General features: G+C 60.5%; 23 protein-coding genes. 17 read left to right on the top strand and 6 right to left on the bottom strand.

Going from position 1 to position 24,716, the window contains the following annotated elements; all coding sequences use genetic code 11:
• Entirely contained in the window at positions 1–486 is a 486-nt protein-coding gene (locus AC1DWG_RS01830) for a 2-thiouracil desulfurase family protein (RefSeq protein WP_477762975.1), read from the top strand.
• 124 nt (positions 487–610) lie between these two features.
• On the opposite strand, the gene AC1DWG_RS01835 is transcribed toward AC1DWG_RS01830, so the two are convergent.
• A complete protein-coding gene (locus AC1DWG_RS01835; protein ID WP_477787157.1) occupies positions 611–1,201 on the bottom strand; it encodes a transporter substrate-binding domain-containing protein in 591 nt (196 codons plus the stop codon).
• Between the two features lie 135 nt (positions 1,202–1,336).
• On the opposite strand from AC1DWG_RS01835, the gene AC1DWG_RS01840 reads away from it, so the two are divergent.
• Positions 1,337–1,762 carry a DUF4399 domain-containing protein gene (locus AC1DWG_RS01840; protein WP_477755142.1) on the top strand — a complete coding sequence of 142 codons (426 nt, stop codon included), beginning with the start codon at positions 1,337–1,339 and terminating at the stop codon, positions 1,760–1,762.
• A gap of 60 nt (positions 1,763–1,822) precedes the next feature.
• Here AC1DWG_RS01840 and serA read toward each other — a convergent pair whose 3' ends face one another.
• Positions 1,823–3,052: a phosphoglycerate dehydrogenase gene (gene serA / locus AC1DWG_RS01845; RefSeq protein ID WP_477787158.1), complete on the bottom strand. Its 1,230-nt coding sequence runs from the start codon at positions 3,050–3,052 to the stop codon at positions 1,823–1,825.
• Between the two features lie 206 nt (positions 3,053–3,258).
• Between serA and AC1DWG_RS01850 the strand changes: the two genes are divergently transcribed.
• The 4 genes from AC1DWG_RS01850 (at position 3,259) to AC1DWG_RS01865 (ending at position 7,454) form a co-directional block, all read left to right on the top strand.
• Positions 3,259–4,653, top strand: a complete 1,395-nt coding sequence (locus tag AC1DWG_RS01850) for an FAD-binding oxidoreductase (protein WP_033052123.1) — start codon at positions 3,259–3,261, stop codon at positions 4,651–4,653.
• 39 nt (positions 4,654–4,692) lie between these two features.
• Positions 4,693–5,358 carry a fumarylacetoacetate hydrolase family protein gene (locus AC1DWG_RS01855; protein WP_007995532.1) on the top strand — a complete coding sequence of 222 codons (666 nt, stop codon included), beginning with the start codon at positions 4,693–4,695 and terminating at the stop codon, positions 5,356–5,358.
• Positions 5,359–5,503: 145 nt separating this feature from the next.
• On the top strand, positions 5,504–6,430 hold the full coding sequence (locus tag AC1DWG_RS01860; protein ID WP_477762971.1) for an SdiA-regulated domain-containing protein: 927 nt from the start codon (positions 5,504–5,506) through the stop codon (positions 6,428–6,430).
• Positions 6,431–6,536: 106 nt separating this feature from the next.
• A complete protein-coding gene (locus AC1DWG_RS01865; RefSeq protein ID WP_477787159.1) occupies positions 6,537–7,454 on the top strand; it encodes an SdiA-regulated domain-containing protein in 918 nt (305 codons plus the stop codon).
• Between the two features lie 120 nt (positions 7,455–7,574).
• On the opposite strand, the gene rpiA is transcribed toward AC1DWG_RS01865, so the two are convergent.
• Positions 7,575–8,249 carry a ribose-5-phosphate isomerase RpiA gene (gene rpiA / locus AC1DWG_RS01870; RefSeq protein WP_477762969.1) on the bottom strand — a complete coding sequence of 225 codons (675 nt, stop codon included), beginning with the start codon at positions 8,247–8,249 and terminating at the stop codon, positions 7,575–7,577.
• 281 nt (positions 8,250–8,530) lie between these two features.
• Between rpiA and ilvA the strand changes: the two genes are divergently transcribed.
• Together ilvA and AC1DWG_RS01880 are read left to right on the top strand one after the other, a co-directional pair.
• Entirely contained in the window at positions 8,531–10,045 is a 1,515-nt protein-coding gene (ilvA, locus tag AC1DWG_RS01875) for a threonine ammonia-lyase, biosynthetic (protein WP_007982951.1), read from the top strand.
• Positions 10,046–10,084: 39 nt separating this feature from the next.
• Positions 10,085–10,510 carry a DUF2269 domain-containing protein gene (locus AC1DWG_RS01880; RefSeq protein WP_477787160.1) on the top strand — a complete coding sequence of 142 codons (426 nt, stop codon included), beginning with the start codon at positions 10,085–10,087 and terminating at the stop codon, positions 10,508–10,510.
• 86 nt (positions 10,511–10,596) lie between these two features.
• Here AC1DWG_RS01880 and AC1DWG_RS01885 read toward each other — a convergent pair whose 3' ends face one another.
• A complete protein-coding gene (locus AC1DWG_RS01885; protein WP_477762967.1) occupies positions 10,597–11,253 on the bottom strand; it encodes a histidinol-phosphatase in 657 nt (218 codons plus the stop codon).
• A gap of 143 nt (positions 11,254–11,396) precedes the next feature.
• Here AC1DWG_RS01885 and AC1DWG_RS01890 point away from each other — a divergent pair, with 143 nt between their 5' ends.
• The gene (locus AC1DWG_RS01890) at positions 11,397–11,876 is read left to right on the top strand and encodes an RNA pyrophosphohydrolase (RefSeq protein WP_003229203.1); all 480 of its coding nucleotides are present in this window, start codon (positions 11,397–11,399) and stop codon (positions 11,874–11,876) included.
• Positions 11,877–11,898: 22 nt separating this feature from the next.
• Positions 11,899–14,178 carry a phosphoenolpyruvate--protein phosphotransferase gene (gene ptsP, locus AC1DWG_RS01895; protein WP_477754012.1) on the top strand — a complete coding sequence of 760 codons (2,280 nt, stop codon included), beginning with the start codon at positions 11,899–11,901 and terminating at the stop codon, positions 14,176–14,178.
• 112 nt (positions 14,179–14,290) lie between these two features.
• Here ptsP and AC1DWG_RS01900 read toward each other — a convergent pair whose 3' ends face one another.
• Entirely contained in the window at positions 14,291–15,037 is a 747-nt protein-coding gene (locus AC1DWG_RS01900) for an NRDE family protein (RefSeq protein ID WP_477762966.1), read from the bottom strand.
• 134 nt (positions 15,038–15,171) lie between these two features.
• Here AC1DWG_RS01900 and AC1DWG_RS01905 point away from each other — a divergent pair, with 134 nt between their 5' ends.
• The 3 genes from AC1DWG_RS01905 (at position 15,172) to AC1DWG_RS01915 (ending at position 17,884) form a co-directional block, all read left to right on the top strand.
• A complete protein-coding gene (locus AC1DWG_RS01905; RefSeq protein WP_477754013.1) occupies positions 15,172–15,954 on the top strand; it encodes a sulfite exporter TauE/SafE family protein in 783 nt (260 codons plus the stop codon).
• Positions 15,955–16,051: 97 nt separating this feature from the next.
• A complete protein-coding gene (gene lgt / locus AC1DWG_RS01910; protein ID WP_047534642.1) occupies positions 16,052–16,864 on the top strand; it encodes a prolipoprotein diacylglyceryl transferase in 813 nt (270 codons plus the stop codon).
• Positions 16,865–16,912: 48 nt separating this feature from the next.
• The gene (locus AC1DWG_RS01915) at positions 16,913–17,884 is read left to right on the top strand and encodes a thymidylate synthase (protein ID WP_477762965.1); all 972 of its coding nucleotides are present in this window, start codon (positions 16,913–16,915) and stop codon (positions 17,882–17,884) included.
• A gap of 107 nt (positions 17,885–17,991) precedes the next feature.
• On the opposite strand, the gene cadR is transcribed toward AC1DWG_RS01915, so the two are convergent.
• Positions 17,992–18,441 carry a Cd(II)/Pb(II)-responsive transcriptional regulator gene (cadR, locus tag AC1DWG_RS01920; RefSeq protein ID WP_477762964.1) on the bottom strand — a complete coding sequence of 150 codons (450 nt, stop codon included), beginning with the start codon at positions 18,439–18,441 and terminating at the stop codon, positions 17,992–17,994.
• Between the two features lie 93 nt (positions 18,442–18,534).
• Here cadR and AC1DWG_RS01925 point away from each other — a divergent pair, with 93 nt between their 5' ends.
• The 4 genes from AC1DWG_RS01925 (at position 18,535) to AC1DWG_RS01940 (ending at position 24,698) form a co-directional block, all read left to right on the top strand.
• Positions 18,535–20,796 (top strand): heavy metal translocating P-type ATPase, encoded by a 2,262-nt coding sequence (locus tag AC1DWG_RS01925; RefSeq protein ID WP_477762963.1) that lies wholly within the window; start codon positions 18,535–18,537, stop codon positions 20,794–20,796.
• A gap of 16 nt (positions 20,797–20,812) precedes the next feature.
• On the top strand, positions 20,813–21,676 hold the full coding sequence (locus AC1DWG_RS01930) for a LysR family transcriptional regulator (RefSeq protein WP_477754017.1): 864 nt from the start codon (positions 20,813–20,815) through the stop codon (positions 21,674–21,676).
• Positions 21,677–21,897: 221 nt separating this feature from the next.
• Entirely contained in the window at positions 21,898–22,974 is a 1,077-nt protein-coding gene (locus AC1DWG_RS01935; RefSeq protein ID WP_477762962.1) for a putative 2-aminoethylphosphonate ABC transporter ATP-binding protein, read from the top strand.
• On the top strand, positions 22,974–24,698 hold the full coding sequence (locus AC1DWG_RS01940; RefSeq protein WP_477787161.1) for a putative 2-aminoethylphosphonate ABC transporter permease subunit: 1,725 nt from the start codon (positions 22,974–22,976) through the stop codon (positions 24,696–24,698). Before AC1DWG_RS01935 ends, AC1DWG_RS01940 begins: the two co-directional genes overlap by 1 nt.
• Positions 24,699–24,716 lie beyond the last annotated feature (18 nt).

Consider the following 24,716-nt stretch of genomic DNA (forward strand, 5'->3'; position numbering starts at 1 on the left):
ATGCAGAAAATTCTCGTCAGCCGCTGCCTATTGGGTCACCGCGTCCGTTACGACGGCGGGGCCAGCGGGCCGTTCGAACAGCTCCAGCAGTGGCTGGATGAAGGTCGGGTCGTGCCATTGTGCCCAGAGGTCGCCGGTGGCTTGCCAACGCCACGGCCGGCAGCGGAAATTCCAGGCGGGCAGGGCGCGCAAGTTCTCGACGGCCAGGCGTTGGTGATCACTACCGAGGGCGAGGACGTCAGTGCGCAGTTTCTGTCGGGGGCGTATCAGGTGCTGGAGCTGGTACAAAAGCATGGCATCCGCATCGCAGTCCTCAAGGCCAACAGCCCGTCCTGCGGCAATCTGCTGACCTATGACGGGACGTTCAGCGGCGTGAAGGTCAGTGGCGAGGGCGTGACAGCGGCGCTACTCAAGCGCCACGGGGTGCAGGTGTTCAGTGAGCTGGAGTTGCCGCAAGCGGCGGCAGCCTTGGCAACACTGAGCTAACACCGAGCACCCCTCCTTGTAGGAGCTGGCTTGCCAGCGAAGAGGGCGTCACAGTCGATAAAAATGTTGGCTGGAAGACCGCCTTCGCTGCGATGCGGCGACCCGACAAGCCAGCTCCTACAGGTTATTGTTTCGGCACCACACCCACACCGGCATCCGCCCCCAACCACTTCTGCTCCAGCGCTTGCAGTCGCCCGTCATCCTTGATCCGCTGCAATGCGTTTTCCAGGCTGGCATGGAACGCCGGATTACCCTTCTGAAACGGAATCGCCAGGTTTACGGCCGGGTTGGTTTTGGGCTTCTCTTCTGTCAGCGACTGCACCAGCAGAATGGAGCGCGGCTCTTCTTTCTGCGCGATCAATTGCGCATGGGTTTGAATGTAGGGCTCGCTGAAGTCGAAACGATCCTGGAGATCCGGGGTCGCTGCTATGTGGTTGATGGCGATGTCATATTTGCCGCTTTCGACGCCGGTCAGCAGATCGCTGCCGTCGGTGACGACAAAGTCGGCCCGGACATCGAGCTCACTTGCCAGCAGTTGGCCCAGCTCGACTTCGAAACCGGTGAGCTTGTCGTCATCCTTGAAGTTGAATGGGGGAGTGTTGGCTTCAACGGCAATGCGCAATTCGCCCCGGTCGTTGACGTCATCTATCAGTTCGGCGTGAGCCAAAGGGCTCAAAAGGGGTAGCAGGCAGATCAGGCCAGGCAGAAAGCGCATGGTCACTCCTTTGAATTTTTATCGCGGACCCTCTGATTCAGGCTCGCTTTGCTATGGTTGTCGAGTGCCTTCGACAACGAATGGCCATGAAGTTGTCATGGTCACGCGAATTTTATGGAAAAACTGGAGAAGAGAATGAAAACCTTTATGTCACGTGCTGCTTTGGCTGGCCTGTTGATGGGTGTTTCGGTGCTGGCCAGTGCTGCAACGCCGGCTCCGAAAGGCGCCGAAGTGTCCATTGTTTCTCCCACGGACGGTGCGACGATTCCACAGACAGTTGTCGTCAAGTTCGCGGTCGAGAACATTGCCCTGGCACCGGCGGGCGATACCACCAAGAACACCGGTCATCACCATGTGCTGATCGACGTCGATGAGCTGCCAGCCGCCGGTGCGCCGATCCCCAAGGATGCCAACCACCTGCATTTCGGCGGTGCGCAGACCCAGGCTGAAATAACGCTCACGCCGGGCAAACACACCTTGCAGCTTGAACTGGGCGATAGCAACCATATGCCGTTCGAGCCGCCGATCGTTTCCAAGAAAATCACCGTCAATGTGAAATAAAAAAAGGGAGCCCCTTCGCAGGGGCTCCCTTTTTATTACATGCAAGCTCGCCGCTGTTCTTTAGAACAGCACGCGGCTACGGATGGTGCCGTTGACGTGTTGCAGCTTCTCTTGCGCCAGGTCCGAGTACTCGGCGTCGACGTCGATTACCACATAGCCGACCTTCTCGTTGGTCTGCAGGAACTGACCGGAGATGTTGATGCCGTTTTCGGCGAAGACCTTGTTGATCTCGCTCATCACACCCGGGATGTTCTCGTGGATGTGCAGCAGGCGGTGCTTGCCAGGGTGAGCCGGCAGGGCCACTTCCGGGAAGTTCACGGACGATACCGAAGTACCGTTGTCGCTGTACTTGACCAGTTTTTCCGCCACTTCCAGACCGATGTTGGCCTGAGCTTCAGCGGTGGAACCACCGATGTGCGGGGTCAGGATCACGTTGTCCAGGCCACGCAGCGGGCTTTCGAACTCTTCGTCGTTGGAGCGTGGCTCCACCGGGAATACGTCGATGGCTGCGCCGATCAGGTGCTTGTCCTTGATGGCAGCAGCCAGGTGGTCCAGTTCGACCACGGTGCCGCGGGCGGCGTTGATCAGGATGCCGCCTTTCTTGATAGCGCGGATTTCTTTCTCGCCCATCATCCACTGGGTGGCGGTGGTTTCCGGTACGTGCAGCGAAACGATGTCGGACATCGCCAGTAGTTCGTGCAGGTTGCCTACTTGAGTCGCGTTACCCAATGGCAGCTTGGTGATGGTGTCGTAGAAGTACACCTGCATGCCCAGGCCTTCCGCCAGGACCGACAGTTGAGTACCGATCGAACCGTAACCGACGATGCCCAGCTTCTTGCCACGGATCTCGAAGGAGTTGGCCGCGCTCTTGATCCAGCCGCCACGGTGGCAGGAAGCGTTCTTCTCAGGGATGCCGCGCAACAGCAGGATTGCTTCGGCCAGCACCAGCTCCGCTACGGAACGGGTGTTGGAGTACGGTGCGTTGAACACCGCGATGCCGCGTTCGCGGGCAGCGTCCAGGTCGACCTGGTTGGTGCCGATGCAGAAACACCCTACGGCCACGAGCTTCTTCGCGTGATCGAAGATCTCTTCGGTCAGTTGAGTGCGGGAGCGAATGCCGATGAAGTGAGCATCAGCGATCTTTTCCTTGAGCTGGGCTTCAGGCAGAGAACCAGTGAGGTACTCGATGCTGGTGTAGCCCGCCGCCTTGAGGACGTCGACAGCCGATTGGTGGACGCCTTCGAGAAGAAGGAACTTGATCTTGCTCTTATCGAGAGAAGTCTTGCTCATCTGCGTAAACCTGTATCCCGGAGAAAAATGGCAGGAAAGGGAGCAGCCCGGAGCTGACCCGCACGGCAGGAAAGCCGTCACCGCAGAACAGCCCTTGGGCACTATCCTGCGGGGTCGGTATGCTAGCATATGCACCCCGCTAAACACTCATTCCTGCGACGTGAAGCGTTCTCAGGATGACCATGAATTGTTCGAGAGTTCTGTCGATGACCAATCCTGCCCTGATTGAAGAGCTGAAGACCCTGGTTGAGCCTGGCAAGGTGCTGACCGATGCCGACTCCCTGAATGCTTACGGAAAGGATTGGACCAAGCATTTCGCCCCCGCTCCGACCGCCATCGTGTTCCCCAAGACCACCGAGCAGGTCCAGGCCATTGTCCTGTGGGCCAATAAACACAAGGTGGCGCTGGTGCCGTCCGGCGGTCGTACCGGGTTGTCCGCCGCTGCCGTGGCGGCCAATGGCGAAGTGGTCGTGTCGTTCGACTACATGAACCAGATCCTCGACGTGAACCTCACTGACCGCACGGCCGTTTGTCAGCCGGGCGTCGTCACCGAGCATCTGCAGAACGTGGCCGAAGAAAAAGGCCTGTACTACCCGGTGGACTTCGCTTCGGCAGGATCGAGCCAGATTGGCGGCAATATCGGCACCAATGCCGGCGGGATCAAGGTGATTCGCTACGGCATGACCCGTAACTGGGTCGCTGGCATGAAAGTCGTCACCGGCAAGGGCGACGTGCTGGAACTGAACCGCGACCTGATCAAGAACGCCACCGGCTACGACATGCGTCAGCTGTTCATCGGCGCCGAAGGCACCCTCGGTTTCGTGGTCGAAGCGACCATGCGCCTGGATCGCGCACCGAAAAACCTCACTGCGATGGTTCTCGGTACCGCCGATTTCGACTCGATCATGCCGGTGCTGCACGCCTTCCAGAGCAAGCTCGACCTGACCGCCTTCGAATTCTTCTCCGACAAAGCCCTGGCCAAAGTCATGGCCCGTGGCGATGTACCGGCGCCGTTCGAATCCGACTGCCCGTTCTACGCATTGCTGGAATTCGAAGCGACCACCGAAGAAGTGGCCAACCACGCCCTGGAAACCTTCGAGCACTGCGTTGAGCAGGGCTGGGTGCTGGACGGCGTGATGAGCCAGAGCGAAACCCAACTGCAGAACCTGTGGAAGTTGCGCGAATACATCTCCGAAACCATTTCCCACTGGACGCCGTACAAGAACGACATTTCGGTCACTGTGTCGAAAGTTCCGGCGTTCCTGAAAGAGATCGACGCGATCGTCGGCGAACACTACCCGGACTTCGAGATCGTCTGGTTCGGCCACATCGGCGACGGCAACCTGCACTTGAACATCCTCAAGCCGGATAACCTGAGCAAGGACGAGTTCTTCGCCAAGTGCGCCACCGTCAACAAGTGGGTGTTCGAAACCGTCGAGAAGTACAACGGTTCGATCTCTGCCGAGCACGGCGTGGGCATGACCAAGCGTGACTACCTGACCTACAGTCGCTCCCCGGTCGAGATCGAGTACATGAAAGCGGTCAAGGCAGTGTTCGACCCGAACGGCATCATGAACCCGGGCAAGATCTTCGCGGTTTGATCTGCAATCCTTAAGCATCCATGAAGGCAGGAGTCGGTAATGAGCTATCAGCACCAGTATGTCGACGGTACGCGTATTCATTTCCCGCTGGGGAAAGTGGTGTGCATCGGCCGTAACTACGCCGAACACGCCAAGGAACTGGATAACCCGGTGCCGACCGAGCCACTGCTGTTCATCAAGCCGGGCAGTTGTGTGGTGCCGCTGGAAGGTGGTTTCAGCATTCCGACCGAGCGTGGTTCGGTGCATTACGAAGCGGAAATCGCGGTCTTGATCGGCAAGCCGTTGTCGACCAAACCGAGCCGTGAAGAAGTGCTCGACGCCATCTCCGGTTTCGCCCCGGCCCTGGACCTGACCCTGCGCGACAAGCAGGCCGAGCTGAAATCCAAGGGCCTGCCCTGGGAAATCGCCAAGTCCTTCGACGGCGCGGCAGTGATTGCCCCGTTCGTGTCCGGCAGCACGTTTGCCGACCTGACCGACATCGGCATTCGCCTGACCATCAACGGCGAAGTACGCCAGGACGGTAACAGCAGCGCCATGCTCAACCCGATCGTGCCGATGATCCAGCACATGGCCGGCTGCTTCTCGTTGCAGGCCGGTGATGTGATTCTGACTGGCACACCAGTGGGCGTCGGTCCGCTGAATGTCGGTGATGAGATCGTTCTGGAGTTGCCGGGCGCCAGTCGGTTCACCAGCAGCGTTCGCTGATCACGCCACGCCCAATGTAGGAGCTGGCTTGCCAGCGAAGAGGCCTTAACATTCAACATCCATGTTGTCTGTTGCACCGCTTTCGCTGGCAAGCCAGCTCCTACAGCTATTACCCCTAGCCTGAATTTCTGGAACGCATTCTCCGATGGCCACTTCTCCGCTTTCCACGCTTAAACCTGCCCGCCGCTCACGCTTCGCCCTGCGTTGGCACACCTGGCTGCTGCTGGTGGCCGTTGTCGCCTATGGCGTCGCCTTTGCCATGCATTGGGATGCGCGGGGCCTGCTCTGGGTGAAAGAGCAATTCAAGAGCCCGGCCGAGCGTCAGGCCAGTATCTGGCTTCCGGACTACCGCGCGGTGATCGATGCGAAGCCGTTGCCTGGCATGGAAAAGGACGAAGCGTCGGATCTGTCCTACGACCCCCAGACCAAGACCCTGTTTTCGGTCATGGGCAAGAACCCGTTTCTGGTCGAATTGAACTTGCAGGGCGATGTGCTGCGCAAAATGCCGTTGGTCGGCTGGAGCAACCCTGAAGGCGTCACCGTGCTGGGTGACGGCCGAATGGCGATTGTCGATGAGCGCGACCACCTGATCGCCATCGTCAAGGTCGATGCCGACACCCGCGAACTGAACATCACCGATTTCCCGACATACGACCTCGGGCCTTCCAAAGACCAGAACAAGGCCTTTGAAGGTGTCACCTGGGATCAGCGCAATCAGCAGCTGCTGCTGGGCGAAGAGCGCCCGCCGGCATTGTTTGCCTGGAAAGGTGACGGCAAGGTCCTTTCCGGCGACAAGCTGAAGTTAGCCAGTCATGCGCTGGACATGCGCAACCTGTCGGCACTGGCCATCGACCCGCGAACCGGCCACATGCTGGTGCTGTCCGCCGACTCGCACCTGCTGCTGGAGCTGGACAAGAAGGGTGAGCAGGTCAGTTTCATTACGCTGCTGCGTGGCTTCAACGGCCTGAAAAATACCATTCCCCGTGCCGAAGGCGTGACCATGGATGAAGCGGGCACGCTGTACATGGTGAGTGAGCCGAACCTGTTTTATCGCTTCGAAAAACAGAAGTAACCAGCGCCTGCGCTGATTGCCTGTACGTAAAAGGCCGGCGGCCATTAAGCTTCAGTTCAGACAGGCGTGATATTTCATCCGCCTGTATTGAACCTGAGCCCCCCGAATGCGTCGATTTGCCCGCCTCAAATTCCTGATTCTGATCCTGTCGGTGGTCTCGCTGATTGCGTTGATTGCACTCGGCCAATACCAGCGCCTGTTCGAGCGTGCCTGGTTCAATCTGCACGCGCTGTGGCAGCCGGTGAGTTCCCGGTCCATGGGGCTGGACCATTATCAGGTCGTGACCGAGGCGCGGGTGATCGATGGCCAGGTTGACAACGTTTCAGCATTGACCTACGACCCTGTGCGCGACAGCCTGTTCACCGTTACCAATAAGCGAAGCGAGTTGATCGAGTTGTCCCTCGACGGCAGGATCTTGCGTCGTGTGGCACTGGTCGGTTTCGGCGATCCCGAGGCGGTGGAGTTCATCAGCGCGGACACCTACGTGGTCACTGACGAAAGCCAGCAACGGTTGATCAAAATTCATCTGGAGCAGGACACGACCTTCGTCGACGCGGCAGACGCCGAACAGATGACTGTTGGTGTACACATGGGCAGCAACAAGGGCTTCGAGGGCTTGGCTTACGATTCAGTGGGCAAGCGCCTGTTCGTGGCCAAGGAGCGCGACCCGATGCTGATCTATGAGGTGTACGGTTTTCCGCGATTCAATCCTGAAGAATCCTACTCGGTGCACGTGATCAACGACCCCAAGCGTGATGCCGGGATGTTTGTGCGGGACCTGTCGGGTTTGCAATACGACGAGCGCAGCGGGCATTTGCTGGCGCTATCGGATGAGTCGCGATTGATTCTGGAACTGGATGTGGATGGGCGTCCGCTGAGTACAATGTCATTGAGCAAGGGGCAGCACGGCTTGCAGAAAAACGTACCGCAAGCGGAAGGGGTTGCCATGGATGACGACGGTACGCTTTACCTCGTCAGTGAGCCAAACCTGTTTTACGTTTTCAAGAAATCGGGACAACCCTGAAGCTTGCCCTGCTTGTGTAGGAGCTGGCTTGCCAGCGATGAGGCCATGACATTCAGCATGTTTGTTGGCTGTTACACCGCTATCGCTGGCAAGCCAGCTCCTACAAAGGCTGTGTGTGGCTTACTGCGCGCGCAGAGTCTTCACACCTTCGCTGGTACCCAGCAGCAGCAGATCCGCTGGGCGCGCCGCGAACAAACCATTGGTGACCACGCCGACGATTGCATTGATCTGCGTCTCCAGCTCCACCGGATTGGTGATCTGCATGTTGAACACGTCGAGGATGATGTTGCCGTTGTCGGTCAGTACGCCTTCGCGGTAAACCGGGTCGCCGCCGAGCTTCACCAGCTCGCGGGCCACGTGGCTGCGGGCCATCGGGATCACTTCCACCGGCAACGGGAAGGTACCGAGGGTCGGCACCAGTTTGCTGGCATCGGCGATGCAGATGAAAGTCTTGGCCACGGCCGCGACAATCTTCTCGCGGGTCAGGGCAGCGCCGCCGCCCTTGATCAGGTTCAGGTGTTCGTCGCTCTCATCGGCGCCGTCGACATAGAACTCCAGGTCGCTGACGGTGTTCAGTTCGTACACCGGAATGCCGTGGCCCTTGAGGCGCGCGGCGGTGGCTTCGGAACTGGCGACCGCGCCGTCGAACGCACCTTTGTGCTGGGCCAGGGCGTCGATGAAGCAGTTGGCGGTGGAGCCGGTGCCGACCCCGACGATACTGTTGTCGTCGAGTTTCGGAAGGATGAAGTCGACGGCGGCCTGAGCCACTGCCTGTTTGAGTTGATCCTGGTTCATGCGGGCTCCGGAGTGCCGAGGAGGGAACGAAAGGCCGGCATTATAGGCTTCGGGGCGGGGAAGGTCATTGCCCGATTGGCAGGTCGACCGTTCCTTGTAGGAGCGAGCTTGCTCCGGGCGGCGATCCGACGATGGTCGTGAACGATAACGCGTGAAAATAGATGTGCAGCGGTGCCATTGCGTTTTTCGCGAGCAAGCTCGCTCCTACAACTGGTGGTCGTGCGGCCAAAATGCGGGTTAGACTCCTTGATCCTGCCCAACCCGCTCAGTGATGCTTTCCGATGCTTGAACAGTACGTCAAAAAGATCCTCACCTCGCGCGTTTATGACGTTGCCGTAGAAACCCCGCTGCAGACTGCCCGCCAGCTCTCTGAGCGGCTGGGCAACAGCATTTGGCTCAAGCGCGAAGACTTGCAGCCGGTGTTCTCGTTCAAGATTCGCGGCGCCTACAACAAGTTGACCCAGTTGAGCGACGAAGAACGCGCTCGCGGCGTGGTCACCGCGTCGGCGGGCAACCATGCCCAGGGCCTGGCCCTGGCGGCGAAGGTGCTGGGTGTGAAGGCGACCATCGTCATGCCCAAAACTACTCCGGAGATCAAGGTCGAAGGCGTGCGCTCACGTGGCGGCAAAGTGGTGCTGCACGGCGATTCGTTCCCGGAAGCCCTGGCTTACTCGCTGAAACTGGTCGACGAAAAAGGCTACGTCTACATTCACCCGTACGACGATCCCCACACCATTGCCGGGCAGGGCACCGTGGCAATGGAGATTCTGCGCCAGCACCCGCAGCCACTGGATGCGATTTTCGTCCCGGTGGGCGGCGGCGGGCTGATCGCCGGCATCGCGGCGTACGTGAAGTACCTGCGCCCGGACATCAAGATCATCGGCGTCGAACCGGATGACTCCAATTGCCTGCAAGCCGCCATGGCGGCGGGCGAGCGTGTGGTGCTGCCGACCGTGGGCCTCTTCGCCGACGGCGTTGCGGTGGCCCAGATCGGTCAGCACACCTTCGATATCTGCAAAGACCATGTCGATGAAGTGATCACCGTCAGCACCGACGAAATCTGCGCAGCCATCAAGGATATCTACGACGATACCCGCTCGATCACCGAACCTGCCGGCGCTTTGGGCGTGGCCGGGATCAAGAAGTATGTCGAGCAGCGCGGCGTCAGCGGCCAGACCTTCGTGGCCATCGACTCCGGGGCCAACGTCAACTTCGATCGCCTGCGCCACGTCGCCGAGCGTGCGGAACTGGGCGAGGGCCGCGAAGCGATCATCGCCGTGACCATTCCCGAGAAGCCGGGCAGCTTCAAGGCGTTCTGCGAGGCCATCGGCAAGCGCCAGATCACCGAATTCAACTACCGCTACAACACCGGCAGCGAAGCGCACATCTTTGTCGGTGTGCAGACCCACCCGGAAAGCGACCCGCGCAGCGCGTTGATTGCCAGCCTGAGCGAGCAGGGTTTCCCGGTGCTGGACCTGACCGACAACGAACTGGCCAAGCTGCACATCCGCCATATGGTGGGTGGGCGTGCGGCGCATGTGGTCGATGAAGTGATCCTGCGCTTCGAATTCCCGGAGCGTCCGGGCGCGCTGTTCAACTTCCTCAACAAGCTTGGCGGGCGCTGGAACATCTCGATGTTCCACTACCGCAACCATGGCGCGGCCGATGGCCGTGTCGTCGCGGGCCTGCAAGTGCCCCATGACGAGCGCCACCTGGTACCGGCGGCGCTGGAAGAAATCGGTTACCCGTACTGGGACGAAAGCGACAATCCGGCCTATCAGCTGTTTCTTGGCTGAGGGGCTACGCTGATGGGCGGGTCATAAGGAAATCGAACAATGGAAACGTTAACTGCCCTGAAAGCGGCGCACATGGTGGCAACTGTTGTATTGCTGGCTTGTGCGCTGGGTCTGGGAGCCTGGGTTTTGCTTGCGCGGCGCAAGGGTGATGCGACGGCGGGAAGCCGCACCCTGCAACGGCCACGTGTATTTGTCTGGCTGTTGATGGGGTTGGCGCTGCTGAGCATGCCGTTTACCGGCTGGTGGATGGTGCATCTGGTGGGCTGGCCATTGGGGCAGACCTGGTTGCTGGCGTCCAGTGTGCTGTACGCCGTGGCGGCGCTGGCTTGGTTCTGGTTGCTGGTACGCCTCAATAAACTGCGCAAGACGCCGGGGGGTGTAGGTAAATTCACCTTTGCCTTGGCGTTGTTCAGTTTTGTCTGTTTTGTTGCCATTGCCGGTTTGATGGGGGCCAAGCCTGTTTGACCCAAAAAGATCGCAGCCTTCGGCAGCTCCTACAGGTGTGCGCGATACCCTGTAGGAGCTGCCGAAGGCTGCGATCTTTTGCTTTATCAGTCGCGCAACGAAATCACCGGCCAACCCCGCTTCTCGGCCTCGGCCCGCAAGTTCGGATCAGGATCAACCGCCACCGGATGGGTCACCTGCTCCAGCAACGGAAAATCATTCATCGAGTCGCTATAGAAGTAGCTGTCTTCCAGCGTATACCCGGTTTCCTCCAGCCAGCGATTCAAGCGCGTCACCTTGCCTTCGCGGAAGCACGGCACATCAATGCTGCGCCCGGTGTAGCGGCCGTCGACCATCTCGCACTCGGTGGCGATCAGGGTTTCGACGCCCAGGCGCACGGCAATCGGCCCGGTGACGAAGCGATTGGTGGCAGTGATGATCACCAGTTTGTCGCCGGCTGCGCGGTGTTTGGCCAAAAGGTCGATGGCCTTGGGCAGCACGATCGGTTCGATGCAGTCACGCATGTAATCGCTGTGCCACTGATCCAGCGTGGCCATTTCGGTGCGGCCGAGAACTTCCAGGCAGAAGTTCAGGTAAGCGGCATTATCGAGTTTGCCGGCCAGGTAATCCTGGTAGAACGCATCGTTGCGAGCCTTGTAGGCGACGGCGTCGAGAAAGCCGCGCTCGCACAGGTAATCGCCCCAAGCGTGATCGCTGTCACCGCCCAGAAGGGTGTTGTCCAAATCGAATAAAGCCAGGCGCATTGCAGTTACCCGCTGAAAAGTCAGTAAAAAGGCGACAAGAATACGGTCTTTTCACAAGAGTGCACATAAGGTAGGAACCTTCGTTGCCGCCTTCACAACCTTTGTGGAACAATGCGGCGACATGCGTTTGCGAGGTTGTTGCCGTGATCGACCCCGATGGTTTTCGCCCCAATGTCGGGATCATTCTGACGAATGACGCCGGCCAGGTGCTATGGGCTCGCCGAATCAATCAAGATGCCTGGCAATTTCCGCAGGGGGGAATCAACCCCGAAGAGACACCGGAAGACGCCTTGTACCGCGAGCTGAACGAAGAAGTGGGCCTTGAGCGCGAAGATGTTGAAATTCTTGCCTGCACCCGGGGCTGGTTGCGCTATCGTTTGCCGCAACGTCTGGTGCGTACCCACAGCCAACCGCTGTGCATCGGCCAGAAACAGAAATGGTTTCTCCTGCGCCTGATCTCCAACGAGCAGCGGGTGCGGATGGATTTGACCGGTAAACCGGAATTCGATGGCTGGCGCTGGGTCAGCTATTGGTATCCGTTGGGCCAGGTGGTGACATTCAAGCGCGAGGTGTATCGACGCGCTCTCAAAGAGCTTGCCCCGCGCCTTTTAGCGCGCGACTGACGACGGAGTTCGACCCCGAGCCATGCTCAATACGCTGCGCAAGATCGTCCAGGAAGTTAACTCCGCCAAGGATCTCAAGGCGGCGTTGGGGATTATTGTGTTGCGCGTCAAAGAGGCCATGGGCAGCCAGGTCTGCTCGGTCTACCTGCTTGACCCCGAGACCAACCGCTTCGTGCTGATGGCCACCGAGGGCTTGAACAAGCGCTCGATCGGTAAAGTCAGCATGGCACCCAACGAAGGTCTGGTTGGCCTGGTCGGTACGCGCGAAGAACCCCTGAACCTCGAAAACGCTGCGGATCACCCGCGCTACCGATACTTCGCCGAGACCGGTGAAGAGCGCTTCGCCTCATTCCTCGGGGCACCGATCATTCACCACCGCCGCGTTGTCGGCGTGTTGGTCATCCAGCAAAAAGAACGTCGCCAGTTCGATGAGGGTGAAGAAGCTTTCCTCGTGACCATGAGCGCGCAGCTCGCTGGCGTTATCGCCCACGCCGAGGCCACCGGTTCGATCCGCGGCCTGGGCCGTCAGGGTAAAGGCATTCAGGAGGCCAAGTTCATCGGCGTTCCGGGTTCGCCGGGTGCGGCAGTCGGTACGGCGGTGGTCATGCTGCCGCCCGCCGATCTGGACGTGGTGCCGGACAAGAACATCACCGACATCGACGCCGAACTCGGTTTGTTCAAGACCGCCATCGAAGGCGTGCGCGCCGACATGCGCACCTTGTCCGCCAAACTCGCCACGCAGCTGCGCCCGGAAGAGCGGGCCTTGTTCGACGTCTACCTGATGATGCTCGACGATGCCGCGCTGGGCAGCGAAGTCACCACCGTGATCAAGACCGGGCAGTGGGCCCAGGGCGCTTTGCGCCAGGTGGTCACCGATCACGTCAACCGTTTCGAATTGATGGACGACGCCTACCTGCGCGAGCGGGCCTCGGACGTCAAGGACCTTGGTCGGCGATTGCTGGCTTACTTGCAGGAAGAGCGTCAGCAAACCCTGGTCTACCCCGACAACACCATTCTGGTCAGCGAAGAACTGACGCCGGCGATGCTCGGCGAGGTGCCGGAGGGCAAGCTGGTCGGCCTGGTGTCGGTGCTCGGCTCAGGCAACTCCCACGTCGCCATCCTCGCCCGCGCCATGGGTATTCCGACCGTGATGGGCCTGGTCGACCTGCCGTACTCCAAGGTCGACGGCATCCAGATGATCGTCGATGGCTACCACGGCGAGGTCTACACCAACCCGAGTGAAGTGCTGCGCAAGCAGTTCGCCGAGGTGGTCGAGGAAGAGAAACAACTGGCCCTGGGGCTGGATGCGCTGCGCGATCTGCCGTGCGTGACGGTCGATGGCCACCGCATGCCGCTGTGGGTCAACACCGGTTTGCTGGCGGATGTGGCGCGGGCGCAGAAGCGCGGTGCCGAAGGCGTGGGCCTGTACCGCACCGAAGTGCCGTTCATGATCAACCAGCGTTTCCCGAGCGAAAAGGAACAACTGGCGATCTACCGCGAGCAGCTCGCCGCGTTTCATCCGCAACCGGTGACCATGCGCACCCTGGACATCGGTGGCGACAAGTCACTGTCATACTTCCCGATCAAGGAAGACAACCCGTTCCTCGGCTGGCGCGGCATTCGCGTCACCCTCGACCACCCGGAAATTTTCCTGGTGCAGACCCGCGCCATGCTCAAGGCCAGCGAAGGCCTGAACAACCTGCGCATCCTGCTGCCGATGATCTCCGGCACTCACGAGCTGGAAGAAGCCTTGCATCTGATCCACCGCGCCTGGGGCGAAGTCCGCGACGAAGGCTGCGACGTGCCGATGCCGCCGATTGGCGTGATGATCGAAATTCCGGCAGCGGTGTATCAGACCAAGGAGCTGGCTCGGCAAGTGGACTTCCTTTCGGTCGGTTCCAACGACCTGACCCAGTACTTGCTGGCCGTGGACCGCAACAATCCGCGGGTGGCCGATCTTTACGACTACTTGCACCCGGCAGTGCTTCAGGCGCTGCAGAACGTGGTGCGTGATGCCCATACCGAAGGCAAGCCGGTGAGCATCTGCGGCGAAATGGCCGGTGACCCAGCGGCGGCCGTGCTGTTGATGGCGATGGGCTTCGACAGCCTGTCGATGAACGCCACCAACTTGCCGAAAGTGAAGTGGATGCTGCGCCAGATCAACCTGAGCAAGGCCAAGGAATTGCTGGCGGAACTAATGACCATCGACAACCCGCAAGTGATTCACAGCTCGTTACAGCTGGCGCTGAAGAACCTCGGGTTGGCGCGGATGATCAATCCGGCGGCGATCAAGCCCCTCTAAAACGCGAGGCCCCATCGCGAGCAGGCTCGCTCCTACATTGGACTTGTGAACGACGCAAATCCCCTGTGGGAGCGAGCCTGCTCGCGATGAGGCCGGACCTGGCAACACAAAACTAAAGCCTGATCTCCACTTCCCCAAGATGCCCGCCATACGGCCCGAAACTGCGCTCGACCATATGCCGCGCCCCATCCGCCTGCACAATCAACGCCGTACTCGCCCGCGTTCCATAACTCTGACTGGCAATGAACACGCTCGACAGTAACGTCTCGGTGGCCAGCCCCACGCCGGTATCTGGCAACTCGGCAAGCGGTGCGGTCTGCGCATCGCTCAATAACGCCAACAGCGCCTGAGGCTGCGGATCATCCAGCACCTCGCTCAACGCCGCCTTGGCTTTGAGCAGTTTCGGCCACGGCGTATCCAACCCGGCATTGGATAACCCGTAGACCCCCGGGGCCAGCATCACCGCTTCCGATTCCAGTTGATTGAAGTGCCAGAGCTCATTGGTATTGCCGACCAGCAGGTTAAAGCCACCATATTCCAGCGAACGGTCGACAACGTCGGCTAAATAGTCGTCAATTGGCATTTCCCCTGTGAGAAAACGCGCTACCAGCTCCCCACGAGACTTGCGCCCCGGCGGTCGATGGGGATCGCGAATATTGGTCAGCGCCGCAAAACGTCCCTGGGCACCGACACCGAGCCAGGTGCCACCGGCCTCGAGGTCGCGCCCCGCATGTACGTGCGGCGCTTCGGGCCATGGCGCCAGAGGCAGGCTGGGGCGGGCGTAGAACTCATCGCGATTGGCCGCCACGACCAGCGGTTGGGCATGACCCGGGCGCCAGGCAAAGACAATCAGGCACATAAGGCTGTCCTTGTGTGTTTTTTGCTCACTGTACGCAGACATCGCTCATCGATCCATCGCCTTGCACAGTGGAGCTCGAGGCCATGCATCCGTTACCATGCCGCTCCGGTTTTGGGGATACGGGCGGGACGACAATGGAATTTCTGCTCTATCTGGCGCTCGGCGCCTGTGCAGGTGTGCTCGCCGGGCTGTTTGGCGTGGGCGGCGGGATCATCATCGTCCCGGTGCTGGTGTTCAGCTTCAAGGCCCAAGGGTTCAATCCGTCGATCCTCACGCATCTGGCAGTGGGTACCTCCCTGGCGACGATCATCTTTACTTCGGTCAACGCGGTACGCGAGCATCACCGCCGTGGTGCCGTACGTTGGCCGATCTTCATGTGGATGACCGTCGGCATTCTGATCGGTGCCGGGTTCGGCGCGCTGACGGCGGAAGCGATTTCCGGTCCCAATCTGCAGAAACTCATTGGTGTATTTGCCCTGGTGATCGCCGCTCAGCTGGCGCTGGACGTTAAACCCAAGGCCAGCCGAACCGTGCCGGGCAAACTCGGTCTGACCGTGGCCGGCAGCGTGATTGGCTGGGCTTCGGCGATTTTCGGCATTGGCGGCGGTTCGTTGACCGTGCCATTCCTGACCTGGCGCAGCGTGCCGATGCAGCAAGCCGTGGCCACTTCATCGGCCTGCGGTCTGCCGATTGCCCTGGCCAGTGCATTAAGTTTCATGATTCTGGGCTGGCACGATCCGTTGCTCCCGGCCCATAGTCTCGGTTTCATTTATTTGCCGGCGTTGCTGGGCATTGCCCTGACCAGTATGGTCTTCGCCCGCTTCGGTGCGCGACTGGCCCACAACCTGTCGCCAAAGTTGCTGAAACGGCTGTTTGCCGCTTTGCTGTTCTGCGTCGGTCTGAACTTTCTAGTCTGAAGCATCTGCTCTGACGGGCAGCGCAATCCTGGCTTAATCCTGAGGTGGCAGCGTCGCCCGGGAATTTTTAAGATTTGAACTCTAACGAGGAGTCGCAATGCTGCCTTACCCGCAGATCGACCCGGTGGCCCTGGCCATCGGTCCGCTGAAAATCCACTGGTACGGTCTGATGTACCTGATCGGCATCGGCGGCGCCTGGCTGCTGGCGTCCCGCCGGTTGAACCGCTTCGACCCGACCTGGACCAAGGAGAAACTCTCCGACATGGTGTTCTGGATGTCGATGGGGGTGATCGTCGGCGGGCGACTGGGTTACGTGCTGTTCTACGATCTGAGCGCTTACCTGGCCAACCCGACGCTGATTTTCGAAGTGTGGAAGGGCGGCATGTCGTTCCACGGCGGTTTCATCGGTGTGATGCTGGCGGCGTTGTGGTTCGGTAAAAAGAACAACAAGTCGTTCTTCCAGCTGATGGATTTCGTTGCGCCGATGGTGCCGATTGGCCTGGGTGCCGGTCGTATCGGCAACTTTATCAATGCCGAGCTGTGGGGCAAGCCGACCGACGTGCCGTGGGCAATGATCTTCCCGCCGTTCAGCGACCCGGCGCAGTTGCCGCGTCACCCGTCGCAGCTGTACCAGTTCGCCCTCGAGGGCGTGGCACTGTTCCTGATCCTCTGGCTGTTCTCGCGCAAGCCACGTCCGACCATGGCGGTATCGGGGATGTTCGCGCTGTTCTATGGCATCTTCCGCTTCATCGTCGAGTTCGTCCGCGTACCGGACGCCCAGCTGGGCTATCTGGCCTGGAACTGGCTGACCATGGGCCAGGTGCTGTGCGTGCCGATGATCGTCGGCGGGCTGTTCCTGATCTGGCTGGCCTATCACCGCGCCCCGGCGACTCCAGCGGCAGCCGTATAAAATCGAACCCCGGGGCTTGGGTCCCGGGTTCAAGGACACAGGTAATTCATGAAGCAATATCTCGAACTGGTCGCCCACGTCATCAAGAACGGCACCAAGCAGGCCAACCGTACCGGCGTGAACACCATCAGTTTTCCCGGTGCGATGCTGCGTTATGACCTGCAGGAAGGTTTTCCGGCGATCACCACGCGCAAGATGGCGTTCAAATCGGCCATCGGCGAAATGTGCGGATTCCTGCGTGGCGTGAACAACGCTGCCGAATTCCGCGCATTGGGCTGCAGGGTCTGGGACCAGAACGCCAACGAAAACGCCCAGTGGCTGGCCAACCCGTTCCGCCAGGGCGAAGACGACCTCGGCGAAATCTACGGCGTGCAATGGCGCAAATGGCCGGCGTACAAGCAGATCCCGGTCAGCAACCCGGCTGCCATCGAGCAGACTCTGAAGCAAGGCTACCGCCAGATTGCCGAAGGCGAGGAGGACGGCCAGACCTACGTGGTGCTGTACAAGGCCATCGACCAGGTCCGCCAGTGCGTCGATACCATCATCAAGGACCCGGGCAGCCGCCGTATCCTCTTCCACGGCTGGAACTGCGCCCAGCTCGATGAAATGGCCCTGCCACCGTGCCACCTGCTGTATCAGTTCCACCCGAATGTCGAGACCAGGGAGATTTCCTTGACCCTCTACATCCGCTCCAACGACCTGGGCCTGGGCACGCCGTTCAACCTCACCGAAGGTGCTGCTCTGCTGAGCCTGATCGGTCGCCTGACGGGCTACACGCCGCGCTGGTTCACCTATTTCATCGGTGATGCCCACGTCTACGAAAACCACCTGGACATGCTCAACGAACAGCTCAAGCGCGAGCCGTTCCCGATGCCGAAACTGGTGATTTCCGAGCGTGTGCCGGAGTTTGCCAAGACTGGTGAGTATCAGCCGCAATGGCTGGAGCTGGTGGAACCGAGCGATTTCTCGCTGGAAGGCTACGAGCACCACGCGCCGATGACCGCGCCGATGGCGGTCTGAATCTGGCACCGCTACGCGGTGTTCGCTGCGATGCGGCGACCCGACAAGCCAGCTCCTACAGAGGAACGCGATAACCTGTAGGAGCTGGCTTGCCAGCGAAGGCGTCTTTAGTGCCCATGACTTCTCCCGACATGGGAATGCTCAACCTCCGTCGCCACCACCCCGCCGCTCACTTCCAGCCGCTGCAAAATCCCGCATTGATCGATACCCGGTCCCTCGTCGCAGCGTTGGCGCAGCTCGAGCAGTTGTGTCTGCAAGGCCAGCAAGCCGTCGATCCGCGCCCTGACGTGGTGGATGTGCTCGTCGATCAGTGCGTTGACGCTTTCGCACTGGTCTTGCGGGCTGTCGCGAAACGCCAGCAGGCTGCGGATTTCTTCAAGCGTCATGTCGAGGGTGCGACAGTTACGGATGAAGGTCAGGCGCTCGGCGTGGGCTTGGGTGTAGACGCGATAATTGCCGTCACTGCGGGCTGGTTCCGGCAGCAGGTACTCGCGCTCGTAGTAGCGGATCGTTTCCACGGCGCAGTCCGTGAGTTTCGCCAATTCTCCAATTTTCATGACAACAATCTCCAAAACTCCAGAATGGGTGCTTGACCCTATAGTGGCTACAGGGTCTTTACTTGGCAACAGGCACTCTTATGGACGTAACCAATGAGCGATTCCCTGCACTCCCACAAACCCGGGGCTGAACACGAGCACAGCCACAAGCTCAAGCCCGTGCAAAAACATGGGCACGGCGGTCACGACGACTCCTGCTGCTCATCTAAAGCGGCAGCGCCTGCGCTGGTAAAACTGAGCGAATCGCCGACGATTGGCGCTAGGCTGAGTAGTTTCCGTATCGAGGCAATGGACTGCCCGACCGAACAGACGCTGATCCAAAATAAGCTAAGCAAACTGACCGGGGTACAGCAGCTGGAGTTCAATCTGATTAATCGGGTGCTTGGTGTGACCCACGATTTGCCCGGTATCGAGCCGATCGTCGAGGCCATCAAGTCCTTGGGCATGCAGGCCGAGCCGATGGACCAGGGGGCTGAAACCCCGACCCCGGCGCCCCGGCAAAAGCCGTGGTGGCCCTTGGCGCTGTCCGGTGTTGGTGCATTGCTGGCAGAAGTTATCCACTTCACCGGTTCCGCACCGAACTGGGTGGTGGCGGTCATCGCGCTGGTCTCGATTCTCAGTGGCGGCCTTGGTACTTACAAAAAAGGCTGGATCGCCCTTAAAAACCGCAACCTGAACATCAACGCCCTGATGAGCATTGCCGTGACCGGCGCGGTTCTGATCGGCCAGTGGCCGGAAGCGGCGATGGTGATGTTCCTGTTCACTGTGGCCGAGTTGATCGAAGCCAGGTCCCTCGACCGTGCGCGTAACGCCATCGGCGGCCTGATGCAGATGACCCCGGACACGGCGACGGTGTTGCAGGCTGACGGGGGCTGGCTTGAGCAGGGTGTAAAAACCATTGGGCTTGGCGCGCGGGTACGGGTCCGTCCCGGTGAGCGTATCGGCCTGGACGGCGAAGTGCTGTCCGGTCGCTCGACCATCGACCAGGCGCCAATCACCGGTGAAAGCCTGCCGGTGGAAAAAACCGTCGGCGACAAAGTCTTCGCCGGCACCATCAATCAGGCCGGATCCCTGGAATATGAAGTAACCGCTGCGGCTGACAACTCGACCCTGGCGCGCATTATCCACGCCGTCGAGCAGGCTCAGGGCGCGCGGGCGCCGACCCAGCGTTTCGTCGACAGCTTCTCGAAAATCTACACCCCGGCAGTGTTCATCCTGGCCTTGGCCGTGGCGGTGATCCCGCCAATGTTCATGGGCGCGTTGTGGTTCGACTGGATCTACCGGGCGCTGGTGCTGCTGGTGGTGGCCTGCCCCTGTGCGCTGGTGATTTCCACGCCGGTGACCATCGTCAGTGGCCTCGCGGCGGCGGCGCGCAAAGGCATCCTGGTCAAGGGCGGCGTCTATCTGGAAGGCGGTTACAAGCTCGACTACCTGGCCCTGGACAAGACCGGCACCATCACCCACGGCAAACCGGTGCAGACCGATTACCTGTCGCTGGATCCGACCGCCGACGATTCGGCGCCTGCCATTGCCGCCGCGCTGGCCAGGCGCTCGGATCACCCGGTTTCCCAGGCCATTGCCAAAGCGGCTGTGGATAACCAAACCGCGACGCTGATTGTGGATAACTTCGAAGCGCTGGGCGGGCGCGGTGTGCGCGGCGAAATCAACGGCCAGCTCTACCATTTGGGCAACCATCGACTGGTGGAGGATCTGGGGCTGTGCTCGCCGGCGCTGGAAGAGAAACTGTTCGCCCTTGAAAAACAGGGCAAGTCGGTGGTGCTGCTGCTTGATCAGTCCGGGCCATTGGCGCTGTTCGCCGTCGCCGATACGGTAAAAGCGTCCAGCCGCGAAGCCATCCGGCAACTGCATGACCTGGGCATCAAAACCCTGATGCTCACGGGTGATAACGTCCACACCGCGCAAGCCATTGCCGCGCAAGTCGGCATCGACGAGGCCAAGGGCGACCTGTTGCCAGGCGACAAATTGCAGGCTGTCGAGGCTCTTTATGCCCAAGGGCATCGGGTCGGCATGGTCGGCGACGGCATCAACGACGCGCCTGCACTGGCGCGTTCCGAGATCGGTTTCGCCATGGCCGCCGCTGGCACCGATACCGCGATCGAGACCGCCGATGTCGCCCTGATGGACGACGATCTGCGAAAAATTCCGGCATTCATTGGCCTGTCGCGGCAGACATCAAGCATCCTCAAGCAGAACATCGCCCTGGCTTTGGTCATCAAGGCGATCTTTCTTGGGGTAACCTTCGCCGGGCTCGCTACCATGTGGATGGCAGTGTTCGCCGACATGGGCGTGAGTTTGCTGGTGGTGTTCAACGGTTTGCGCCTGCTGCGCAAGTAAAGGATGAGGGACGGTTGTGCTGAGTGCGGAGCTGAAGGCGTTTTACATGGTGGCCCGCCTGGGCAGCATTACCCAGGCTGCAAAAAAGCTTGGCCTGAGCCAGCCGACGGTGACGACGCAGATCCGCAACCTCGAAAGCCAGTATTCGGTCGAGCTGTTCTACCGTGGTGGCCGGCGTCTCAGTGTCAGCGAGGAGGGCGCGCGGCTGCTGCCGATGGTCAAGGTGCTGATGCAGCAGGAAGCCGACATCGAGTTTTTCCTGCGTAACTGCGGCCAGGTCCAGGGCACATTGCGCATTGCTGCCACGGCGCCGTATTACATCCTCGACCTGGTAAAAACATTCCGCGAACGTCTGCCGCAAGTGGAGGTGTCGGTGGAAATCGGCAACTCCCAACAGGTGCTTGAAGCGCTGGAGGATTATCGGGTCGATGTCGCGGCGTCGTCGCAGTTACTCGATGACGCACGGCTGATTCGCCGGGTGCTCGGCAGCGATCCGCTGGTGTTGGCCGTGCATCGCAATCATCCGCTGGCGGTTCACGATCACGTTTCGCTCAGTGCATTGGCCGGGCATACCCTACTGATGCGCGAACCGGGTTCGACCACCCGTCGCCTGACCGAAGAGTTGCTGGCCAGTGCTGGCGTATGTTTTGGGCCGCTGCTGGAAATCGGCAGCCGCGAATCGATCCGCGAAGCGGTACTGCGCAACATCGGTATCAGCATCATTGCCCGCCAGGAAGTGCCCCATGATCCGCAGCTGCGGGTGCTGACCATCGAGAATGCGCCGCAGATTCCCGAATACCTGTACTGCCTCAAGGAGCGCAAAAACGCGCGACTGCCGGCGGCGTTTCTGGGGTTGGCGCAGGAAATGGCCCCGGTCTGAGATCTTTGGCGGCTGTTCAGGCCTCATCGCTGGCAAGCCAGCTCCTACAGGGGAATGCGAAACCTTGTAGGAGCTGGCTTGCCAGCGAAGGCGTCAGTCCTGACAACACAGCACCTGAACCAAAATCCTTGAATACCACTATCGGCGGTTTTTGCCTTACTGCCACATGACGGACTCATTACAACTCTAGGATGGCCCCATCTGCCAGATGAGGTCCGTCCATGAACAACCCGATCGCAACTGCCTTGACCAACCCCGGCGCACCGATGAAAGTGCGCGGAGTGCAGAAGCGCTTTGGCGCCTTCACGGCGCTGGATAACGTTTCCCTCGACGTGGCGGCCGGTGAGCTGGTGTGTCTGCTCGGCCCTTCGGGCTGTGGCAAGACCACCTTGCTGCGCTGCATCGCCGGTCTTGAGAAGCAGGACAGCGGCGAGTTGTACTTGGGGGATCGCGACGTTTCCCACCTGGCCCCCCAGGCGCGGGATTACGGCATTCTGTTCCAGTCCTACGCCTTGTTCCCCAACCTCACCGTCGAAGCGAACATTGCCTATGGCCTCGCCGGCAGCGGTCGCGACGAAGTGCGCCGTCGTGTCGGTCAGATGCTGGAACTGGTCGGCCTGACCGGTAGCGAGAAAAAATACCCGGGCCAGTTGTCTGGCGGTCAGCAGCAACGTGTGGCACTGGCCCGCGCCCTGGCGCCTGCGCCTTCGTTGTTGTTGCTGGACGAACCGATGTCGGCCCTCGATGCCCGGGTGCGCGAGCATCTGTGCACCGAACTGCGCCAACTGCAACGCAACCTCGGCATCACCACCCTGATGGTCACCCACAATCAGGACGAGGCCATGCTGATGGCCGACCGTATCGCCGTGATGAACAACGGCAAGGTCGAGCAGTACGCCACGCCGCAGGAAATCTATAACCGTCCGGCCACGCCATTCGTGGCGGAGTTCGTCGGCCAGGGTAACTGGTTGCCGTTCCAGCGCAGCGGCGACAGCCATGCCCAGGTCGGCGGAATGAGCATGCGACTGGCCGATGGCGGCGCCAAGACCGCCTCGGGCCGTTTGTTCTGCCGTCCGGAAGCGATCAACGTCAACCCGCTGGTGCATGAGGAAAACCTGTTCCCCGCCAAGGTTCGTGAAATCACCTTCCTCGGCAACCGCTGCCGCATGAGCTTCGAACTCGATCAGTTGCCGGGGCATGCGCTGTTGGCGGAACTGGCGCCGGAAGCCATGCCGCGCCTTGGCGCCCAGCAGATCATGGTCGCCTTGCCGCCGCGCAGCCTGCAGGTGTTTGCCTGATGAGCGCGAACATCGCGCTGCCGCTGCCACACAAGCAGTTGCGGCAGACCACCCGTGCCGAAATCGGTGACCGGCTGTTCGTGGTCGGCGGAAAAGTCCTTCTGTTGATGTTGTTGGGTGTTGCCGTATTGATGCCGTTGCTGGCGATCTTCTGGCGTGGTTTCAGCGCCGAGGCCGGGCAGGGCGGTGGCTGGGTCGCCTCGAAAGAGCTGGTGACCAGCGAGAACTTCCACTGGCTCCTGGGCAATAGCCTGAAAGTTTCCCTCAGCGTCGCGGCCATCGTCGTACCGCTGGCCTACCTGTTTGCCTTCGCCCTGCAACGCACCTTGATTCCGGCTAAAGGCATCTGGCGTGGCATTTCGCTGCTGCCATTGATGGCGCCATCAATGCTGCCCGGCATCGCGTTGGTTTATCTGTTCGGCAACCAGGGCATGCTGCGTGCCCTGCTCTCGGACAACATCTACGGCTTCTGGGGCATTGTAGTTGGCGAAGTCATCTACACCTTCCCGCACGCCTTGATGATTCTTCTGTCGGCCCTGTCCCTGGCCGATGCGCGACTGTTCGACGCCGCCTCCAGCATGGGCGCGAGCCCGGCCAAAGCCTTCCGCAGCATCACCTGGCCGGCGACCCGTCAGGCCGTATTCGCTGCGTTCTGCCTGGTGTTTACCCTGACCATCACCGATTTCGGTGTACCCGTGGTGGTTGGTGGTGACTATCAGGTGCTGGCGCTGGAAGCCTACAAAGCCGTGGTCGGCCAGCAACAGTTCGGTCGCGGTGCGTTGATCGGTATGGTGTTGCTGCTGCCGGCGCTGTTCAGTTTCGGCGTCGATGCCTGGTTGCGTCGGCGCCATGGCGACTCCATGAGCGGTCGCGCCCAAGTGTTCAAGCCTGCACCCTCGAAGCTGCGCGACGGCTGCTACCTGGCCATCGTCCTGCTGATCTGCACCGCCTTACTGCTGGTATTCGGCATGGCGGCGTTCTCGTCCCTGGTGAAGTTCTGGCCGTACAACCTGTCGCTGTCGCTCAACCATTATCAGTTCAACGAAACCGCCGGCGGTGGCTGGCTGGCCTACGGCAACAGCCTGAAGATGGCCCTGGGCACGGCGTTGATCGGCAGCGTGCTGATTTTCACCGGCGCCTACCTGATGGAAAAAACCAAGGGCCAACGCGGCCTGAACCTGACCTTGCGCATGCTCAGTTTCGTCCCGATGGCGGTGCCGGGACTGGTACTGGGCTTGGGTTACGTCTTCTTCTTCAACCTCACCGGCAACCCGCTGCATGTGCTCTACGGGACCATGACCCTGCTGATCGTCTGCACCATTGCGCACTATTTGACCACCGCGCAAATGACCGCCACCACCGCGCTGCGTCAGCTCGACGCCGAGTTCGAAGCCGCCGCGCTGTCGCTCAAGGCGCCACTGTACCGCCATTACCTGCGGGTCACGGTGCCGATCTGCCTGCCGGCGCTGCTGGACATCGTGCGCTACCTGTTCGTCTCGGCCATGACCACCGTTTCGGCGGCGATCTTTCTCTACAGCCCCGACACCATCCTCGCGGCGGTGGCGGTGTTGAACATGGACGACGCCGGCAACGTCGGCGGTGCGGCAGCGATGTCGACCCTGATCCTGATTACCTCGGCGGGCGTGTCCCTGCTGCTGGCCTGGGCCTCGCGCGGTTTGCTGCGCCGCTCCCAGGCCTGGCGGCAGACCGCGCCCGGTCATTGAATCTGCACAACCCATCAA

The sequence above is a fragment of the Pseudomonas sp. P4_B3 genome (assembly GCF_056402295.1).

What these genes read in the sequence shown, in the direction of transcription:
- AC1DWG_RS01830 (WP_477762975.1), top strand. Translation starts at nt 1, where the DNA reads ATGCAGAAAATTCTCGTCAGCCGCTGCCTATTGGGTCACCGCGTCCGT.
- AC1DWG_RS01835 (WP_477787157.1), bottom strand. Translation starts at nt 1,201, where the DNA reads ATGCGCTTTCTGCCTGGCCTGATCTGCCTGCTACCCCTTTTGAGCCCT.
- AC1DWG_RS01840 (WP_477755142.1), top strand. Translation starts at nt 1,337, where the DNA reads ATGAAAACCTTTATGTCACGTGCTGCTTTGGCTGGCCTGTTGATGGGT.
- serA (WP_477787158.1), bottom strand. Translation starts at nt 3,052, where the DNA reads ATGAGCAAGACTTCTCTCGATAAGAGCAAGATCAAGTTCCTTCTTCTC.
- AC1DWG_RS01850 (WP_033052123.1), top strand. Translation starts at nt 3,259, where the DNA reads ATGACCAATCCTGCCCTGATTGAAGAGCTGAAGACCCTGGTTGAGCCT.
- AC1DWG_RS01855 (WP_007995532.1), top strand. Translation starts at nt 4,693, where the DNA reads ATGAGCTATCAGCACCAGTATGTCGACGGTACGCGTATTCATTTCCCG.
- AC1DWG_RS01860 (WP_477762971.1), top strand. Translation starts at nt 5,504, where the DNA reads ATGGCCACTTCTCCGCTTTCCACGCTTAAACCTGCCCGCCGCTCACGC.
- AC1DWG_RS01865 (WP_477787159.1), top strand. Translation starts at nt 6,537, where the DNA reads ATGCGTCGATTTGCCCGCCTCAAATTCCTGATTCTGATCCTGTCGGTG.
- rpiA (WP_477762969.1), bottom strand. Translation starts at nt 8,249, where the DNA reads ATGAACCAGGATCAACTCAAACAGGCAGTGGCTCAGGCCGCCGTCGAC.
- ilvA (WP_007982951.1), top strand. Translation starts at nt 8,531, where the DNA reads ATGCTTGAACAGTACGTCAAAAAGATCCTCACCTCGCGCGTTTATGAC.
- AC1DWG_RS01880 (WP_477787160.1), top strand. Translation starts at nt 10,085, where the DNA reads ATGGAAACGTTAACTGCCCTGAAAGCGGCGCACATGGTGGCAACTGTT.
- AC1DWG_RS01885 (WP_477762967.1), bottom strand. Translation starts at nt 11,253, where the DNA reads ATGCGCCTGGCTTTATTCGATTTGGACAACACCCTTCTGGGCGGTGAC.
- ptsP (WP_477754012.1), top strand. Translation starts at nt 11,899, where the DNA reads ATGCTCAATACGCTGCGCAAGATCGTCCAGGAAGTTAACTCCGCCAAG.
- AC1DWG_RS01900 (WP_477762966.1), bottom strand. Translation starts at nt 15,037, where the DNA reads ATGTGCCTGATTGTCTTTGCCTGGCGCCCGGGTCATGCCCAACCGCTG.
- AC1DWG_RS01905 (WP_477754013.1), top strand. Translation starts at nt 15,172, where the DNA reads ATGGAATTTCTGCTCTATCTGGCGCTCGGCGCCTGTGCAGGTGTGCTC.
- lgt (WP_047534642.1), top strand. Translation starts at nt 16,052, where the DNA reads ATGCTGCCTTACCCGCAGATCGACCCGGTGGCCCTGGCCATCGGTCCG.
- AC1DWG_RS01915 (WP_477762965.1), top strand. Translation starts at nt 16,913, where the DNA reads ATGAAGCAATATCTCGAACTGGTCGCCCACGTCATCAAGAACGGCACC.
- cadR (WP_477762964.1), bottom strand. Translation starts at nt 18,441, where the DNA reads ATGAAAATTGGAGAATTGGCGAAACTCACGGACTGCGCCGTGGAAACG.
- AC1DWG_RS01925 (WP_477762963.1), top strand. Translation starts at nt 18,535, where the DNA reads ATGAGCGATTCCCTGCACTCCCACAAACCCGGGGCTGAACACGAGCAC.
- AC1DWG_RS01935 (WP_477762962.1), top strand. Translation starts at nt 21,898, where the DNA reads ATGAACAACCCGATCGCAACTGCCTTGACCAACCCCGGCGCACCGATG.
- AC1DWG_RS01940 (WP_477787161.1), top strand. Translation starts at nt 22,974, where the DNA reads ATGAGCGCGAACATCGCGCTGCCGCTGCCACACAAGCAGTTGCGGCAG.